At 43.4% G+C, this 16412-nt stretch carries 15 protein-coding genes and 1 rRNA gene; 8 read left to right on the top strand and 8 right to left on the bottom strand.

Annotation, left to right across the window (positions count from 1 at the left end; all coding sequences use genetic code 11):
- From F6X55_RS01420 to F6X55_RS01395, 6 genes are all read right to left on the bottom strand, one after another.
- A 16S ribosomal RNA gene (locus F6X55_RS01420) occupies nucleotides 1-232 on the bottom strand; the annotation flags it as partial.
- A 413-nt stretch (nucleotides 233-645) separates the two neighbouring features.
- Complete coding sequence (locus F6X55_RS01415) at nucleotides 646-1101, bottom strand: CBO0543 family protein (RefSeq protein ID WP_153461644.1); 456 nt, start codon at nucleotides 1099-1101, stop codon at nucleotides 646-648.
- 210 nt (nucleotides 1102-1311) lie between these two features.
- Complete coding sequence (locus F6X55_RS01410) at nucleotides 1312-2307, bottom strand: phosphotransferase enzyme family protein (protein ID WP_161993042.1); 996 nt, start codon at nucleotides 2305-2307, stop codon at nucleotides 1312-1314.
- Entirely contained in the window at nucleotides 2279-2623 is a 345-nt protein-coding gene (locus F6X55_RS01405) for an MGMT family protein (protein ID WP_268744601.1), read from the bottom strand. The genes F6X55_RS01410 and F6X55_RS01405 overlap by 29 nt, the downstream gene beginning before the upstream one ends.
- Nucleotides 2624-2682: 59 nt before the next feature.
- Nucleotides 2683-3204: a DUF421 domain-containing protein gene (locus tag F6X55_RS01400; protein WP_035427546.1), complete on the bottom strand. Its 522-nt coding sequence runs from the start codon at nucleotides 3202-3204 to the stop codon at nucleotides 2683-2685.
- Nucleotides 3205-3281: 77 nt separating this feature from the next.
- Entirely contained in the window at nucleotides 3282-3608 is a 327-nt protein-coding gene (locus F6X55_RS01395; RefSeq protein WP_153461640.1) for a thioredoxin family protein, read from the bottom strand.
- A gap of 157 nt (nucleotides 3609-3765) precedes the next feature.
- On the opposite strand from F6X55_RS01395, the gene F6X55_RS01390 reads away from it, so the two are divergent.
- From F6X55_RS01390 to F6X55_RS01375, 4 genes are all read left to right on the top strand, one after another.
- Entirely contained in the window at nucleotides 3766-5157 is a 1392-nt protein-coding gene (locus tag F6X55_RS01390) for an alanine/glycine:cation symporter family protein (protein WP_026571895.1), read from the top strand.
- 87 nt (nucleotides 5158-5244) lie between these two features.
- A complete protein-coding gene (locus F6X55_RS01385) occupies nucleotides 5245-5994 on the top strand; it encodes a glucose 1-dehydrogenase (RefSeq protein ID WP_153461638.1) in 750 nt (249 codons plus the stop codon).
- 305 nt (nucleotides 5995-6299) lie between these two features.
- A complete protein-coding gene (locus F6X55_RS01380; protein ID WP_026571893.1) occupies nucleotides 6300-6800 on the top strand; it encodes a metallophosphoesterase family protein in 501 nt (166 codons plus the stop codon).
- Between the two features lie 582 nt (nucleotides 6801-7382).
- Complete coding sequence (locus F6X55_RS01375; RefSeq protein WP_153461636.1) at nucleotides 7383-8390, top strand: TIGR00341 family protein; 1008 nt, start codon at nucleotides 7383-7385, stop codon at nucleotides 8388-8390.
- 709 nt (nucleotides 8391-9099) lie between these two features.
- Here the strand turns inward: F6X55_RS01375 and F6X55_RS01370 are convergent.
- Complete coding sequence (locus tag F6X55_RS01370; RefSeq protein ID WP_051382237.1) at nucleotides 9100-9834, bottom strand: BMQ_0737 family morphogenetic spore coat protein; 735 nt, start codon at nucleotides 9832-9834, stop codon at nucleotides 9100-9102.
- A 218-nt stretch (nucleotides 9835-10052) separates the two neighbouring features.
- On the opposite strand from F6X55_RS01370, the gene F6X55_RS01365 reads away from it, so the two are divergent.
- Complete coding sequence (locus tag F6X55_RS01365; RefSeq protein WP_153461634.1) at nucleotides 10053-11552, top strand: hypothetical protein; 1500 nt, start codon at nucleotides 10053-10055, stop codon at nucleotides 11550-11552.
- 190 nt (nucleotides 11553-11742) lie between these two features.
- Here the strand turns inward: F6X55_RS01365 and F6X55_RS01360 are convergent, their stop codons facing one another.
- Nucleotides 11743-13071 (bottom strand): nucleotide sugar dehydrogenase, encoded by a 1329-nt coding sequence (locus tag F6X55_RS01360; RefSeq protein WP_153461633.1) that lies wholly within the window; start codon nucleotides 13069-13071, stop codon nucleotides 11743-11745.
- A gap of 226 nt (nucleotides 13072-13297) precedes the next feature.
- Here F6X55_RS01360 and F6X55_RS01355 point away from each other — a divergent pair, with 226 nt between their 5' ends.
- The 3 genes from F6X55_RS01355 to F6X55_RS01345 are packed head-to-tail and all read left to right on the top strand — an operon-like array spanning nucleotide 13298 to nucleotide 16181.
- Nucleotides 13298-14404 (top strand): DegT/DnrJ/EryC1/StrS family aminotransferase, encoded by a 1107-nt coding sequence (locus tag F6X55_RS01355; RefSeq protein WP_153461631.1) that lies wholly within the window; start codon nucleotides 13298-13300, stop codon nucleotides 14402-14404.
- On the top strand, nucleotides 14401-15465 hold the full coding sequence (locus F6X55_RS01350; RefSeq protein ID WP_026772415.1) for a Gfo/Idh/MocA family protein: 1065 nt from the start codon (nucleotides 14401-14403) through the stop codon (nucleotides 15463-15465). The genes F6X55_RS01355 and F6X55_RS01350 overlap by 4 nt, the downstream gene beginning before the upstream one ends.
- 23 nt (nucleotides 15466-15488) lie before the next feature.
- Nucleotides 15489-16181 (top strand): N-acetyltransferase, encoded by a 693-nt coding sequence (locus F6X55_RS01345; RefSeq protein ID WP_153461628.1) that lies wholly within the window; start codon nucleotides 15489-15491, stop codon nucleotides 16179-16181.
- Nucleotides 16182-16412: the final 231 nt, after the last annotated feature.

Raw genomic sequence — 16412 nt, 5'->3', positions numbered from 1 at the left:
AAGGCCGCCTTTCAACCTTCCTCCATGCGGAGAAAGGTATTACCCGGTATTAGCCCCGGTTTCCCGGAGTTATCCCGATCTTACAGGCAGGTTGCCCACGTGTTACTCACCCGTCCGCCGCTCGTTCCACAGGTTTCACCCCGAAGGGATCCGCCTGCTTCCCGCGCTCGACTTGCATGTATTAGGCACGCCGCCAGCGTTCGTCCTGAGCCAAGATCAAACTCTCCATAAATGACTTGCACATGGATGTGCTGATGTCGATGTTGCAACAGGATGTTGCGAACTTAATCGACGATCATTTGATGCTTGCTCGTTCAAAAAACTAGCTTGTATATCTTGCTTGACATACTGGTTGTTTTGTTCAGTTTTCAAAGATCAAATTGTTGCTTGCCGCCTCAATGACAGCTCAAATATTATATCAGTTTACTAGAATGAAGTCAACAACTTTTTCAAAATAACTTGTATTTTCTTCAAAACAGCAACTTAATTAATATACCATATTGATTCACAAAAAGTCAATACGTTTTTCGTTAGTTGCTTGTTGTCTGATGCAACTTTCATAATATATCATGATAGTCCCCTCAAATGCAACACTCTTTTTGATGGCATTAAATTCCTGAATAGATTCATTTCAGTATGACTACCTCAAATCACTCTCAACCTTTTTAAGCACCGATAATATAGATAAACTAAATAATAAGGAATGACATAGGATACAAATGTCCAACCAATCGTCCAGCCATTCCCGTACTCCACTCTGTCCATTACGACCATTAATAATTCAAGGAAAGTAGTCAACAATGCTATTCCAAATACAAGCCACAAGGAGTATCTACTTATATTGCTTGCAAAGAAAGTCATATAGCTTGCCAAAACAGGATATATCCCTAAATTGTATGGCAGCATTGCCAACGTCCCATCGAAAGGCGGCTTAGATACCAAACTCCAAAATCCAAGTGAAACTCCGATTTCATTCACGGTAAATGCAAGCATGCTGGAAAAAGGCGCAATCAAAAAAAGAATCGTTTTGTTATGTCGAAATAAATGAACGATCGCGATAATCCAAGGAAGAAGGAAACCATACATTACATGGAAGCTCAACTGCCACCACTTCCTTTCTCCTCTTTATTTTCGACAATTTTCTACTTTATTATACAAGGAGGCTTCCTAATCCGAAATCTACTTCCTTCAGTATAGTGAAGTACCATGTCTAAATTTTAAAAACGAACGAGTATATTCCTAGCTGCTTTTCGAATTATCATTCAGGTTTAAATATGGCCGCCGACTTTGGTCCTATCCTCTTTCGTCTCTTTATGTAAAACAATCTATTATAGGCTGTTTCTGTTCTATCCTGTTTTTTACCTCTGACATGATCTGGCCGATCTTTTGATTACGTTCTTGCGGGGCGATTTTTTTATGCAATACCGAATACAAAGTAACATCACGAAGCATGAGCATCCACTTCAACTGTTCTCGCCATTGATCCGGTAGTTCGTTCTCCTTCTGATATCCTTCCATAAAAATAGCGAGGAAACCTTTAGCAAACGTATTCTTTTCCCGACTGGTCTTTTCCGAAAGGCTAAATTGAAGCGAGTAATAAACAGGTATGGCGATGTCTGATACATACCAAAGATAACAGCTGTCATCGAAATCGAATATATGGATTTTTTCCCCGTCATAATGGAAGTTTCCCGAATGAATATCATTATGAATCAATCCATAATTGTCTTTCGTTTTCGGAAACCTGTATAACATTTCGACCAATTGTCGAGCATGGCTTATAGTAATTGACTCAGAAGCCGGGATGTGCGCTTCCACTTCTAGTAAATCGTCTTGATGCCATTGCTTCCGGTATCCTTCTTGTTCCTTTAGGTGATAGGATTTACTTAACTTGTGCATCGCACCGATGGTCTTTCCCCAGGAATGTATCATTTTTTCATTCAGTGGCAAGTCGGGGGATTCAATACGACGGCCCGGCGCCTTGCTGAACAGGCAGCCATAAAATTCAGTGCCATTTGCAGCTGTCTTTACTTCCATCAGCCGTCCACTCAAAGATGAATATGGCCGGCACACATGGATACCATGCTCTGCAAGATATTCAATCCAGTCCAACTCTGCTTCAACTTCCGAAATGGCTCGATGGGAACAATGAGTGATTCGTAAAATAAACGGTTCGCTTCCACGAATTACTTCATATACATAGTTTTCAAAATCACCAAGTTTTCTTGTTTTCTTCTCCAAACCAAAAACTTTCAAGAAATACTCCATTACTTGACTGTTAAACTGACGACTGACCAGCGCTTCCATCCCCATCCACCTCAGGTTCGTAAAGAAATTTATCCAAGTTGACAGTTCCCCCGCTATCCACTTCCACCCCTTCTAACTCCAAAGAAAGTTTCTGTGTTTGAAATAGTTCCTCTCCCTTCACACTTATTTCCCCTCTGGCATTGACGACCCGATGCCAAGGCAAACGATGTTTCCTGCTCATCGAATGCAAAACCCGCGCCACCTGCCTGGCACCGCGGACATTCCCGGCATATCTGGCAATTTGACCATAGCTCATCACTTTGCCTTCCGGTATCCCCTGGATCAGCTTGATTGTTTTTTCTGTGAATTGGTGCACCGTTACTTCCTCCATCACTAAAACCTTTGGTTACATTATACAGTCTTTCTTCTCTACTATCACGATGAAGAATCAAAACCTTTTACATTTTTCAGCGCGTCATGAGATTGATTTGGACTTTTCTTTAAGATGGACATACTTCCGTCGGTTTCCAGTATGACTGCTTCCACCATATTCATAGAAGCCATCCCCTGGTTACGGACCGCCTGCAAAACTTCAATACGTTGGATCCTCTCTTTCGTCATTTCATGCTCGAAAAAGGATCCTTGGTAAAACAACAATTTAGGCTCTGCTTTGATTAAGCGATTGATAAAGGAACTTCTTATGGAAGACCAGGCAAAAGTGAATTGCAAAAACACAAGAGTGGCAAGCGCCGTTACGCCCTGAAAAATAGAAACCTTCTGATTTAATAGAATGGTAGCAAGCGTAGAACCAATCGCCACCGTTACCACCAAATCGAACGCATTCAATTTCGTCAGCGTGCGTTTGCCGGTTATTCGCAACAGTACAATCAGAGCGACATAGGCCAGTATTCCGATTAAAACAACTCTGCCGATAGATGGCCAGGTAAACGAAAACATGATTGCTTCTCTCCTTCTCCATTGTTTTTTGGTGTATTTTCCTGTTTAGTCTCCACCTCAAACAATCATGCTGCACATCATTCTATATAGGTAGAGATAAGCCGCGTCAATTGTATTTCCATTTCTCCCATAGGAATGAAACGTGCTTTACGCAGCATCTCCTTCCCCTCGGCAAGTACAATTACGACTGGAACAGTGAATACAGAGTAAGCACCGGCGAATTCTGTTACCTCATCAGCATTGATATACATTCCATAGATTTTACTTTTCTTTGCCAACAGTTGTTCTATTTGCGGCCTTACAGCCTGACAGACGGAGCAATCTGGTCTGGATATCAGTAACAGAACGAAGCGGTGTTTACATATTTGACTTTCTATTTCTTCCAAAGTATCTGCTTTCTGCATCGAACATTCTCCTTTCAACAAAATGATACCCTATAGGAACGTTATAGGAACATGAATGCATATTGAGGCAAAAATGGGGGATTAAAAATGCGGGAGACAGGGTATTAATCATCATTAAGCAGTTTCATAAATCTGAAGATTGGAATGATAAAGAAAAATGGAAGTTTTAGAGAACCTCGTTGCCGTTGTTTCTGATTTTTTATGGACGTATTTACTTTCTATCTTATTAATTTTCACCGGTTTATTTTTGACCATCCGTCTCAAGTTTTTCCAGTTTCGTTTTTTCGGGCATATTTTAAACCAAACGATTGGTCAGATATTTAAAAAGAACAAGCACAAAGGATCGATCACCCCCTTCCAGGCTTTCACCTCTGCCTTAGCCTCAACCGCAGGAGCCACCAACATAGTGGGAGTACCTGTCGCGATCGCTCTCGGTGGACCGGGCGCACTCTTTTGGATGTGGATCGTTGCATTGATTGGCATGGCCACAAAATATGCCGAAATTGCTTTAGGTTTAAAATACCGCGAGAAAAACAAAGAAGGAGAATGGGTAGGCGGACCGCAATACTACATAAAAAAAGCCCTCGGCTGGGATAAAGTCGCCTTCTTATTTGCATTATTCCTCATGCTGGAAGTCATACCAAGCTCCATGGTCCAATCCAATTCTATCGCCACACAAGTTGAAGGAGCATTCGGCTGGCCGACGTGGCTTTCCGGCATCATTATAACTATTTTTATAGCCCTGATTGTATTTGGGGGTATCAAGCGGATTGGCAATGTAACAGACAAGCTCGTCCCCTTCATGGTCATTTCTTACTTACTGGCAGCTCTTTCCGTTATTTTGGCTCACGCGGATCAGCTTCCTCATGTTTTCGGGTTGATTTTCACCCACGCATTCACCCCCGTATCAGCAGCCGGAGGGTTTGCAGGTGCCGGGATTGCTCAGGCTCTGCGCTGGGGAATTGCCCGGGGATTATATTCCAATGAAGCCGGAGTCGGGACAGCACCGATCGCCCATGCGGCAGCACAAACAGACCATCCTTCCAAACAAGCAATATGGGGAATAGTCAGTGTATTCGTCGATACGATTGTCATTTGTTCTGTTTCCGGGATTGCGGTGTTAGTGACTGGAGCCTGGCAGGATGTCGGAGCCGATGATGCATCAAACATGATCACTATTGCCTTCGCCGACTTATTCGGCAATAGCTTTGCCGGATCCTTTATCGCGATATTTCTTTTGTTCTTTGTCCTCACTACGTTGGGCGTCCTGCTTTTCTACGGAGAAAAACAGGTGGAGTACCTATTTGGATTAAAAGTAGCCAAGGTTATGCGGATTGTCTATATCGTTTCTGTATTTGTAGGCGCAATCGGCGGTCTGCAGTTTGTCTGGCAATTTCTTGACTTAGTACTAGCCTTCGTTGTTTTGGCCAATATCTTCCCACTGCTATTCTTGAATAAGGAGGTAAAAGCGATTACAGAAGATTATATTGAAAGAATATACAAAGAAAAGCACGGAGAACCGACCGTCCGGTTGTTTTCGGATAAATAACCCGGCCAGGAAATGCATTTTATTCAGCCGCCAACGTCATCCGTGGTATTATATCGGAAAACCCTCGATTGAAAGGAAGGAACGGGAATGTCCTTTACAGATAAAACCGTCATTGTCACCGGAGCCGGAAACGGAATCGGTGCTGCCGTTGCGGCAGCTTACGGTGAAAACGGAGCCAGAATAGTAGTAGCTGAAAAAGATGTGGAAGCTGGAAAAGCTGCCGTCACGCAAATCGAAAAGAAAGGCGGCATCAGCATGTTTGTTGAAACAGATGTCCGCCAACCGGAAGATATTGAGCGTCTTGTAAAGCAAACTGTCGATACTTTTGGGAATATTGATATTTTAATCAACAATGCAGGGGTTTCCCGATTTACAGACGTATATGATGTAACTGTGGAAGAATGGGATGATGTGATCAACACCAATTTGAGAGGGAGTTTCCTCTGCGCCCGACAAGCTGCCAAACAAATGCGGCGCAACCGTGAGGGAGGATCGATTGTCAATATCGCTTCGACCAGGGCCTTTATGTCAGAAGCTGATTCGGAAGCTTATGCTGCATCTAAAGGCGGCATATCTGCATTGACCCATGCTTTGTCCATCTCGCTAAGCGAAGCTCGCATAAGAGTGAACGCAATCAGTCCCGGATGGATAGAAACAGGAAGTTACGAGGATTTACGCCCCATCGACCATGAACAGCACCCTGCGAAACGAGTGGGAAAACCGGAAGATGTCGCTCGTGCCTGCCTTTTTTTGACTGACCCAAAAAACGATTTTGTGACCGGGGAAAATTTTATCCTTGATGGTGGCATGACTAGAAAGATGCTCTATGAACATTGAAACACTGCAATGAAAAACCCCTCCCTTTACCAGTTGCGTAAGGAAGAGGTTTAAATCGTCAATACGATGCCCATTGGCCAAACTCCTTTATCATAATATTTGTGGGTTTATCGAGGACGCCGGGCATCGATGATTTGCTGAAGTTCGTATTCATTCATCATAAGAAATCCCTCCTGTTCTGTTGATATCTTCAGTATAGACCGCTTGAAAAGAATACATAACAGCTAACAGATTGAATTTCACTCGGACCGAGGACGGAGTAGTGTCTCCGTCTGGAAACACTCAAATAGATAGGAGACAAGACGATGGAGATTGTCATTCTTTCTGATACCCACATGCCCCGGATGGCCAAAAAGCTGCCACGGCAAGTGAAGCTGGGTTTGGAAAAGGCAGATTTGATTATTCATGCCGGAGACTGGCAAAGTGTAGAATTGCTCGAAGAATTGCAACAACATGCTCCAGTGGTAGGAGTGACGGGAAATGCCGACGGAGCCGAACTGCAAGAAAGACTTAATCGTAAGGAAGTAATCGAACGAAATGGAGTTACAATCGGCATCACGCATGGGGACGGTAAAGGAGGAACCACGGAAAAGCGAGCGTTGACCGCTTTTCAAACAAAACCTGTCGATATCATCATTTTTGGCCATTCCCATATTCCTGTCTTGAAAGACGTGAATGGAACGACGTTATTCAATCCTGGTTCGCCGACCGATAAACGGAGGCAGCCTCAGTTTTCCTACGGTGTGTTGCAACTCGCTGATAATGGTTTCGATCTCAAGCATATTTTTTATGAGGATAAAAGTTAATTTTCCCCTGAAGAAGTCAGGAAAAAATATGACCACCAAAGCAAAAAGCGAACGGATTCTAAATCCGTTCGTTTTATTTTTCTGTTCTCTTTTTCGAATCGCTACGGTAAGATACTACGCGTCCAACGGCACCGCTTTTCTTAGAAAGCAAAAGGCTTTTTTCCCATAGGAGCATGTTCCCTATCTTATCTCCGGTACGTTTCCGCGATTGAATACCGAAAAACATCGTTCGGTTTTTATTTTGTCACGATGATTTTGTTCCAGTCTCTTCTTATGTATAAATGCAAGAAATTAGCAGATTGTATAAAGTAGACGCGCAACAAATAACACATCCAGACCCTGCAATTAGACGGTCACTCTCCTAATAATCGACTCATATCGCAGGTATGCATTCTTGATATCCTTACTATCCTAAAAGATTTCTTCGTTCTTTTACGGTAAGCGTGGGATTAAGTACAGATGAAATCATAACGAATGACTGACACTCAGCTCCTTTATCACCTATCAATCACTGAAATAATACCTGCAGCATAAAATGCAAACAATATTCTAGCATCGATTCATTTGGTCAGGGGTGGGAACATGAAACTGCAATTAATCGAAGTCTACTTACCAAAAAAGAGTATGGAAAATTTCCATCGGCAGTTACAAGAGCTTCCAATCGTAACCCATTGGCATTCAAACGAATCCGAAAAATACTCTCTTGTCCGTGTTCTAGTAAAGGCGAGTGACTCGGAGGAAATATTGAATTTTTTAGAACTCAATGCCGAACATAATGATGAAATCAAAGCTTTATTGTTCAATCTTCCGGCCTATATCCCCAGGATTGCTGAAGAGGACGACACAGCAGAAGAGAAAGAGGAAGAAGCTTCCAGTCATGCTGAATTGATCCGGGCCAGCAGACAGGAATTATATAACGTTGTTCACTCATCAAGCGAGATAACCATGAGTTTCACCTGGTTTCTATTGCTGTCTTCTGTCGTCGCGACAGTGGGGATCATTAAAGACAGCCCGGCAATCGTGATTGGTGCCATGGTGATCGCTCCATTGATCGGGCCATTTACCTCCTCCGCCTTTGCCTCTGTCCTGGGCGACTATCAGCTCATGCGCCAGTCGGTGATCACTTCACTATACGGGCTGATGATTCCTTTGCTGATTGCGGCAAGCTTTGGATTCTTCTTTCCATTGCCGGCAAACAGTCAGGAGTTTTTATCCCGTACTGACATTCAAATAATCGATATTGCGGTTGCCTTGGCTGCTGGTGCAGCTGGCGCATTATCTTTTATCAAACGGGCTTCCGAAGCATTGGTCGGTGTCATGGTTTCCGTTGCGTTGCTTCCCCCGGCAATTGTATTAGGAATGATGATTGGTGCAGCCGCCTGGAACAATGCCCTTACGCCTCTCCTGTTATTACTTGTCAACGTTAATTCCATTACGCTTTCCGCTATTCTCGTGTTTTGGTTCAGTGGGATAAAACCCGTCAATTGGCAGGAGATCAAGACGGCCTCGACATCGAGAAAATATTCGCTTTATTTCGTTTCCGCGATTATTCTTATTCTTGCCACCGCCATCTTCTTCATTCAGTTTTAACAGACGCTTCGTCCCCTTGCTAATCGCAGTAGTAGCGAAAAAACTGATACATAGTTTGAATGCGTCTTCCTTACTTCCACTTTTGTTGAGTTGGAGTTCGACGCTGCGAAAATAACCTGCGCTTTCCGCGGGCGGCTGGTGAGCTTCCTCGAGCTGACGCTCTTCGGGATCTCACCGAGGCCTTTCCTCCCGCGGGACAAGGAAGGCTGCGGCAGCGATGCATCGCACGAAGAAAATTGTTTTGTATTTTCGAGGAGTCTCCGGGTACTTTCTTCGCCAGGAACAGCTTTCTGTTTAAAACCGTGTACAAGACTATTTTATTCATGGTACCTACATACCTGTTTTATCAAAAGACACAGCTAGGAAAACAAGCAGAAAGTCCAAGAACAGGTGAAAAGACGGAACTCCAACTGTCTTTTATGAAAAGAAATACCTATTTCCTGACAAACGTTTTTAAGATGGCTTGTTGAGTCTCAAGGAAAAAAGTCTACGCTTCTGTTATAGCCTGCTCCTTAGCGCAGGGAGCATAAGCAGACCCCAGTGGGAACAGCGCGAGCTGAAGATTTTCTTTGCCAAGTTAGCTGAAGCCGTGTCCGCGGAAAGCGGCGAAGTATGCTGTCGAAGCGTTGGGAAACTCGCTTTTTGGATAGGCAGATAACATACAAAAACAGCTGTTCCTCCGAAGGAAACAGCTGTTTTTTCATCTCGGTTAACTGTTGGTATTTGGCCTGGTAAGAGTTGTCGGGGAAGATGCTGGTCCTGTAGGTCCATTGCCATTGTCGCCATTGCCAGGGAACAATACAGGGCACTGCGGCGGAATAGCCGGAGTAGGGCATTGCTCCACCAAGACATCCCGAGGCTGGCAGAAATCTGCTACTAATTCGATAGTGACATCGGCCAATGACTGTACACTTTGACAAATTCCAAGTACGATGTCAACGCTTGTTAATGCTCCTGCTGTACAATTGACATTGACACTGCAATCCAGATCAGATAGTCTTACAGCGATTCGGGTACCTTCCGGTGCGCATAGGTAAAGAGATTCCGGGATATCAATGGAAATCGGATCACTGATTTCGACGAATGGCGTTGTACCGGTCAAACCGCTGAATTCTATAATCACGGAAAGCGGTTTTGTGAAAGTGACCCGTTGCAAAGTCACTAGCGCTCCATCGATAACAAAAGTCCGATCCTCTCTTTCTCCAAGCTCATCGACAGGGATTTCTGCATTTAAATCCAATTCCTCTCCGGTCACTGGATCCACTAAATAACAAGTTGTTGTCAAATTGCTGACAGTAGGTCCGCACGGATCGATAGGCAGCGTACCAAGAGCTGCAGCAAGTACGTTTTGGCTGACATTCGCTTGTAAGATTACCCAATCGTAAACTTTTTCAGTGTTTATACATAGAAGCTCTTGTGCTCCCTGCAAAGATTGGCTCTCCAAGTTTATCGACTCCTTTATAATAATTTTTATTCAGTAACAAATTATGTTATAAACCCTGCCTTGCTACATGCCAATAGTCTATTTCTAGTTAATTTGTTTAAAAAAGGGCGTCTATCTAATTTGTTATGAAAGCTTGGAAGGCTGATAAGGATAACTGTCACAACCCAGAAAACAGCCTCATACTATATTCTATATATTATGGGTGAAGAGGTGACTAATTGGTGAAAAGTTATAGCAAGGAGGAGATCAATCACCTACTAATCCAACAACGTAAATATAAAAAAATGATCAGGAGTTATCAGGAAAATGATTGTAGTCAGGATTATCAGCAATTACAGGAAAAATACCGGGAACTTCTTGAGAAATCTGAGTGGCAAAATCATACTCATTCAGAAACCATCAAACAATATGAAAAAAAGAATCGACTATTAAGCAAAGCCCTGGAGCAAAAAGAGAGAGAACTTGCGGAGTGGAGACAGAAATCAAATCAAACGGAAGACGCTCCAGCCGATAAAAATGAAAGCCTGCACTTTGTCCTGTCAGACGGTCATAAACGTTCCCAGGCAGAAACGATGCATGACAGTGTAGCCATTCTCTTTCAACTGCTATATTACTTGGATCAAAAAATATCTGAAGCCAGCGGCAGGCCGCTGAATAAGAAAAGAAAGGAGTACGATCAGGCGATGGATGACCAAAACCCAAAACACGAACCCGCAGCTTCTTCCACATTTCTCAACCATCTGAAGGAGCCGGTCCAGAAGGATTCAACCCCTGCACAGACACAGCCACAAGAACATGGTAAGCCGATACCGCCAGCATCGACCTCTCCCAATCAACAAAATCCTTTTCAGACGGATTTGTTGGAAAAACTTCAGGCAGAAATTGCCGAAATGAAGAAATTGATGAAGGAGCAAAAACAATCGACGACGGAATCGGAGTCCCCCTCCCCATCCCCTAAGCCAAGACGAAAGGAGCCGGTATTACCGCAAAATCCTGTCGCAAACCCGTATAATCCTTCAACAAAGCAGCCCCAGTTCAATTATCGGGACTTACAAGGCGCTTCTGTCGTCCCCGTTATAGATAGGAAGGGAAAGAAAAATCATGCCCCACCTGTTCAAAGCAAAAAACGTTCTAGTTTAGGCACTGACACAACAGCAAATAACATGAGCCCGCAAATCCGGCCGACGAAACCGAGCACACAAGCAATACCAACGGCAGCAAAATCAGAACAACCAATCTCTTTAAAAAGCGAAGCAGATAAGCGCGCGTTTTTGCAGAAAATAAAGGAACAAGAAGCAGCAAAAGCTGCAGAGAAATCCAGAGAGGAAACAGCACAAAAAGAGGCATCAACCAAACCACCAGAAGCCCAACATCAAAAAGAGCAGAGCGCCCCTGAAAAATCAGACCAACAAAGAGGCATTCACAAAGCAGCAAATATTACAGCTGAGTCGGTTGTTAACCCTGAATCTATGGGCGCGGAAAGGAAGCGACCGCAACTACCAAAAGCAGAGTCACATAAATCGGAAAAACCAGAATCGCACACGGTAAAAACAACCTCACCCACGCCCCAATCAATAAATCAGGGGAAAGTCAAAAATCAAAAGTCGGCAGAAATAAAACCATCTGTTCAAACAGAAGCAGCCAAGAAAGATCACTCACAATCTACAGAAGAGAAAAAGTCGTTCTTCAAGAAATTTTGGGATAAAGTGAATTTCTGACAAACCGGTTATTCTATGGTCCGGGACAAAAGCATGGCCACCAAAAACAAAAAATGAACGAATTCTATATCAATCGAATTCGTTCATTTTTTATATTTCTGTTTTCTTTTTCCCTGTTGTTTGGTGCTTGCTTTGTAGATACTACTCATTCCCACGGGTACGGCTTCAGCTTTTGTCCCAGTCTCTTCTTTTAAAGAGTTTTACGATTAATGAATGAAGGCAACTGATGATTTCTCCAAATGTTTTTCAAATCAAATACCAGCGCTCGATCCTTTTTCACAAATCCGGAAATCTCCTCGGCAGTCATGGTTAAAAATTCCTGATGTGGCACCAGAACGAGAAGAATGTCGGCTGGCTGCAGGTTTTTTCTTTCAGTCAACGAAATCCCTAATTCGTTCTCAACTTCCTCAGGATTTGCAACTGGATCATAAATATTTACCGACAAACCATCATCCAGCAGCATTTGGACGATTTCCAAAGCTTTTGAGTTTCTGGTATCCGGGACATTTTCTTTAAAAGTTATGCCCATCACCGTGATTGTAAGTTTTTCCAAATCATACTTGAAACGGATAATATCATCAAGAACCGTACGATGGACAAAACCTGCCATTGAATCGTTGATTTTTCGAGCTGCTTCTAAAAATACTGGAGTGTAACCCACTACTTTTGCTTTATGAATCAAATAATAAGGATCTACGCCAATACAGTGTCCGCCGACAAGTCCCGGTGTAAAGGGAAGGAAATTCCACTTTGTTCCAGCAGCCTCAAGGACATCGAAAGTGTCGATGCCGACTCTTTCACAAATCATTGCCAACTCGTTCATCAAGGCAATGTTGATATCCCTCTGTGTGTTTTCTAACACTTTCGCAGTTTCTCCAACTTTGATTGATTCCGCCTTGTAAATGGGGGCTTCGATGACACTCTGATACAAAGCCGCCACTTTTTCCAACACTGCTTCATTTTGAGCTGCTACAATTTTCTCAATTTGTTGAAACGTATGCTGTCTATCTCCTGGGTTGATCCTTTCCGGCGAATAAGCTACAAAGAAGTCCTCACCAGATTTCAATCCCGATGTTTTCTCCAAAACCGGAATGCATATTTCTTCTGTGGCTCCAGGATAGACTGTTGATTCATAGACGATTGTTGCCCCACCGGCCAAATTCCTTCCCACTGTTTCAGATGCTGCTATTAAATAACGCAAATCCGGTTCGTTATGCTCATTTATCGGTGTAGGTACTGCCACGATTATATAGTCGCACAATGATAAGTCTGTTTGATCACTTGTAAAATATATGTCAGAAGCTGCCAATTCCTCCTTACTTATTTCTCTTGTTATATCGTTGTGCTTTTTGAGTAAATCTATTTTTTGCTTATCCACATCAAAGCCGATCACCTTGTATTGCTTCGAAAAACCAATTGCAACCGGAAGGCCTACATAACCAAGTCCGACAACCCCAATTGTCTGCGCCTTCCCCTCACCTTTCTCTATTCGGTTGTTTCCTATCCGTTCAGCTTTCATTTGAATGTTCCTTTCGTTTGTCAGTCAATCTATTACCTTATATGAGAACAAAAGGGGTGCTGTGCAAATCTATCCACAAAAAAGGCACTATTACTAGTGTTTACGGCCAAGTAGATAATAGATTGAGCACTGATATAAGATGAATGCCGTTACCGGTGGAACAACCTGTAAATACGTTAATGTATAACGGATATTATTTAAAATTTGAAAGCAAAGGAGACAAACGATGATTCCATTAATCAATCTGAAAAGACAATTCACCACGATTGAAAAAGACATACTCGCAGCCGTGAGCGATGTGTTACGAAGTGGTAATTATATTCTCGGTCCAAAAGTTTCGGAATTGGAAAGGCAGGTGGCCAGTCGAATTGGTACTGACGAAGCAGTGGCGGTTGGCAATGGAACGGATGCGCTGTTGCTGACACTTGAGGCGTTGGGAATCGGTGAAGGAGACGAAGTGATCACCAGTCCGTTCACTTTTTTCGCGACAGCTGAAGCAATAACACGAGTCGGCGCAACCCCGGTTTTTGTTGATATCACCTCTGATTCTTTTACAATCGATCCGAAGAAGATACCTGATAAAATCACTCCGAGTACGAAAGCGATCATCCCTGTTCACTTGTTCGGGCAGGCGGCCGATATGGATGAAATCAATGCCATTGCAAAACAACACGACCTGACAGTAATCGAGGATGCATGTCAAGCCTTCGGCGCGTTATATAAAGGAATGCCTGTCGGCAGCCTGGCCGACGCTGGTTGTTTCTCTTTCTTCCCCACCAAAAATCTCGGCACACTGGGGGATGGTGGAATGGTCACTACTTCTGACGAACGAATTGCAGCAAAGATAAGGAAACTGCGCGCCCACGGAAGTAACCGGAAATATTATCATGACACGATAGGCTATAACAGCAGGCTCGATGAAATCCATGCCGCTATCTTGCTCATTTGTTTACAGCATATTGAAGATTGGAACAACAGACGGGCAAAACTGGCAAACAACTATACGGAGGCGTTCTCGACTCTGCATACGATAAAACCCCCTCGACCAAAATCAGACCGGACACATATCTATCACTTATATTGTCTGGAAGCAGATCATCAAGATGAAGCATCCGTCTTCCTGCAAGAGCGAAAAATCAGTACAGGGATTTATTATCCCTGCTGCTTGCATCTTCAAGTGGCTTATCAGAAGTTAGGATACAATCAAGGAGATTTTCCAGAGGCCGAGCAGTTATCAAACCGATTATTGGCAATTCCGATCCACCCGTTTCTTGAGGACGAAGAACAACAGTCAATAATCGCCGCTATAAGAGAAATGGATGAGAGGCAATGAACTATTCCATTGGATTGATCGGCTGCGGATATATTGCCCAGAAACACATTGAAACGATCAGTAACTTGAGCAATGCAAAATTAGCGGCAGTCAGTGATCTTCAAAAAGAGCGGATGGATGCTGTTGTTTCTGAATACCGGGACAAAAAGAAAACAACCCAAGCGATTAAGCAATATACGGATTATCACGATCTCCTGAGCGACCCTACAGTAGACATTGTCGTGATTGCAGTGGTCAGCGGATTGCATGCGGAGATAGCAAAACAAGCTCTACAGCTTCAAAAACATATTATTCTCGAAAAACCAATCTCCCTGTCCTTACAAGATGCAGATGAAATCAACAAGCTGGCACAAGTCAACAACCGAAAAGTACTTGTCTGTCATCAGATGCGTTATCGACCGTTCATGTCCCGCTTAAAGGAACTGATCCAAGAAGGGTACTTCGGAAAACTCTATATGGGAGTAGCATCGATTCGCATCAACCGCAGCAAGGATTACTTTCAAGCTGCCGACTGGCGCGGCAGCTGGTCTATGGACGGCGGAATGCTTGTCAATCAAGGTATCCACCTTGTTGATTTACTGGTATGGCTGCTCGGTGAACCTATAACTATTTATGGAGAAATTGCCAACCATTCACATGACGTAAAAGATATAGAAGATGTTGCAACCGGGATCATCAGCTTTTCCAATAATGTAAAAGGAGTAATAGATGCAAATACCGTCACCAAACCAGTGAATATCGGGTACCAATTGTCGATCTTCGCCGAGAAAGGGACCGTCAGCATCGGCGGTCCTGGATTGGATAAAATCGATAGGTGTTATATACAAGGCCATGAGCGATTATCAGAAGAACTGAAAGAGCTGGCAGGAAGAAAAGAGGAACACTGCCGGATGTACGAGAATTTCATCGAATCATTGGAGGAAAATGCCTGTTTGCTGGTAACTGGAGAAGAAGGGAAAAAGGCACTGGAGTTGATTTTCGGCCTTTACCGTTCCCATCAGCAAGGAAAAGTCATCCCTTTGCCCCTTTCCTCCTTTTCAACTAAAACAATGCTTGATTAATTTTAAAAATGGGAAGTGAGTGAATGATTCATCAAAGTGCATGGATCGGAAAAAACGTTTCGTTTGGTGAAAATGCTGTCATCGGCCCCGAAGTCATCATCGGAGACAATACAACTGTTGGCAGCAATGTCGTTATTCATAAAGGAACGATTATCGGCAGCAATGTCTATATAGGCGATTTGACCTGCTTGGGTAAACAGCCGATGGCCAACAATAAGATGGCCAGAAAACCCTCAGAAGAATTAAATCCATTAGTAATCAGCGATGATGTGTCCATCGGTGGAAATTGCGTCATCTACCAAGGCGCCGTCCTCCACCAGGGGGTTCTGGTTGGAGACCTGGCCAGCATCAGGGAAAATACCGAAGTAGCAAAAGACAGCATTATTGGAAGAAATGCGACGGTGGAAAACAATACATGTATCGGCAAGCGGGTGACAGTTCAAACAAACGCCTATATAACGGCAGATATGGTAATTGAAGACGATGTATTTATCGGTCCCTGCTGCTCTTCCTCAAATGATAAATATATGGGCGAGGGAAATTATCGGCATCGAGGGCCTGTATTGAAAAAAGGAGCAAAAATTGGCAATAACGCAACTCTCCTCCCGGGAATCACAATCGAAGAAAATTCCATTGTCGGAGCTGGAGCAGTGGTTACCAAAAATGTAAAACAAGGGAAAACAGTAGTTGGAAATCCAGCAAAACAGTTAGAATGATCGAGGGGTACAACTGCAAACAATGAGGCCAGGATAAAAGCTGGCCCATCGAAGCAAGAAACCGAACGAATCCTAAACACTAATCGGATCGTTCGGTTTTTATTTGTATATTCCTTTGATAGACTTCTTTTTATCCTGCTGTTTAATTCTTGCTTCGAATCGCTACGGCAAGATACTGAACGTTCCAAGGGCACGGCTTCAAACTTCCTCAGAAAGCACCAACCGCTTTCT

Origin of the sequence: Sediminibacillus terrae, assembly GCF_009602435.1 — a bacterium.
GTDB lineage: Bacteria > Bacillota > Bacilli > Bacillales > Amphibacillaceae > Sediminibacillus > Sediminibacillus terrae.
The sequence above is the reverse complement of the archived record's forward strand: the minus strand, read 5'-3'. Positions and strand labels throughout refer to the sequence as shown.

Coding starts and splice junctions, on each gene's coding strand:
- F6X55_RS01410 (WP_161993042.1), bottom strand. CDS start 2,307: ATGGAAGCGCTGGTCAGTCGTCAGTTTAACAGTCAAGTAATGGAGTAT.
- F6X55_RS01400 (WP_035427546.1), bottom strand. CDS start 3,204: ATGTTTTCGTTTACCTGGCCATCTATCGGCAGAGTTGTTTTAATCGGA.
- F6X55_RS01395 (WP_153461640.1), bottom strand. CDS start 3,608: ATGCAGAAAGCAGATACTTTGGAAGAAATAGAAAGTCAAATATGTAAA.
- F6X55_RS01390 (WP_026571895.1), top strand. CDS start 3,766: ATGGAAGTTTTAGAGAACCTCGTTGCCGTTGTTTCTGATTTTTTATGG.
- F6X55_RS01385 (WP_153461638.1), top strand. CDS start 5,245: ATGTCCTTTACAGATAAAACCGTCATTGTCACCGGAGCCGGAAACGGA.
- F6X55_RS01380 (WP_026571893.1), top strand. CDS start 6,300: ATGGAGATTGTCATTCTTTCTGATACCCACATGCCCCGGATGGCCAAA.
- F6X55_RS01375 (WP_153461636.1), top strand. CDS start 7,383: ATGAAACTGCAATTAATCGAAGTCTACTTACCAAAAAAGAGTATGGAA.
- F6X55_RS01360 (WP_153461633.1), bottom strand. CDS start 13,071: ATGAAAGCTGAACGGATAGGAAACAACCGAATAGAGAAAGGTGAGGGG.
- F6X55_RS01355 (WP_153461631.1), top strand. CDS start 13,298: ATGATTCCATTAATCAATCTGAAAAGACAATTCACCACGATTGAAAAA.
- F6X55_RS01350 (WP_026772415.1), top strand. CDS start 14,401: ATGAACTATTCCATTGGATTGATCGGCTGCGGATATATTGCCCAGAAA.
- F6X55_RS01345 (WP_153461628.1), top strand. CDS start 15,489: ATGATTCATCAAAGTGCATGGATCGGAAAAAACGTTTCGTTTGGTGAA.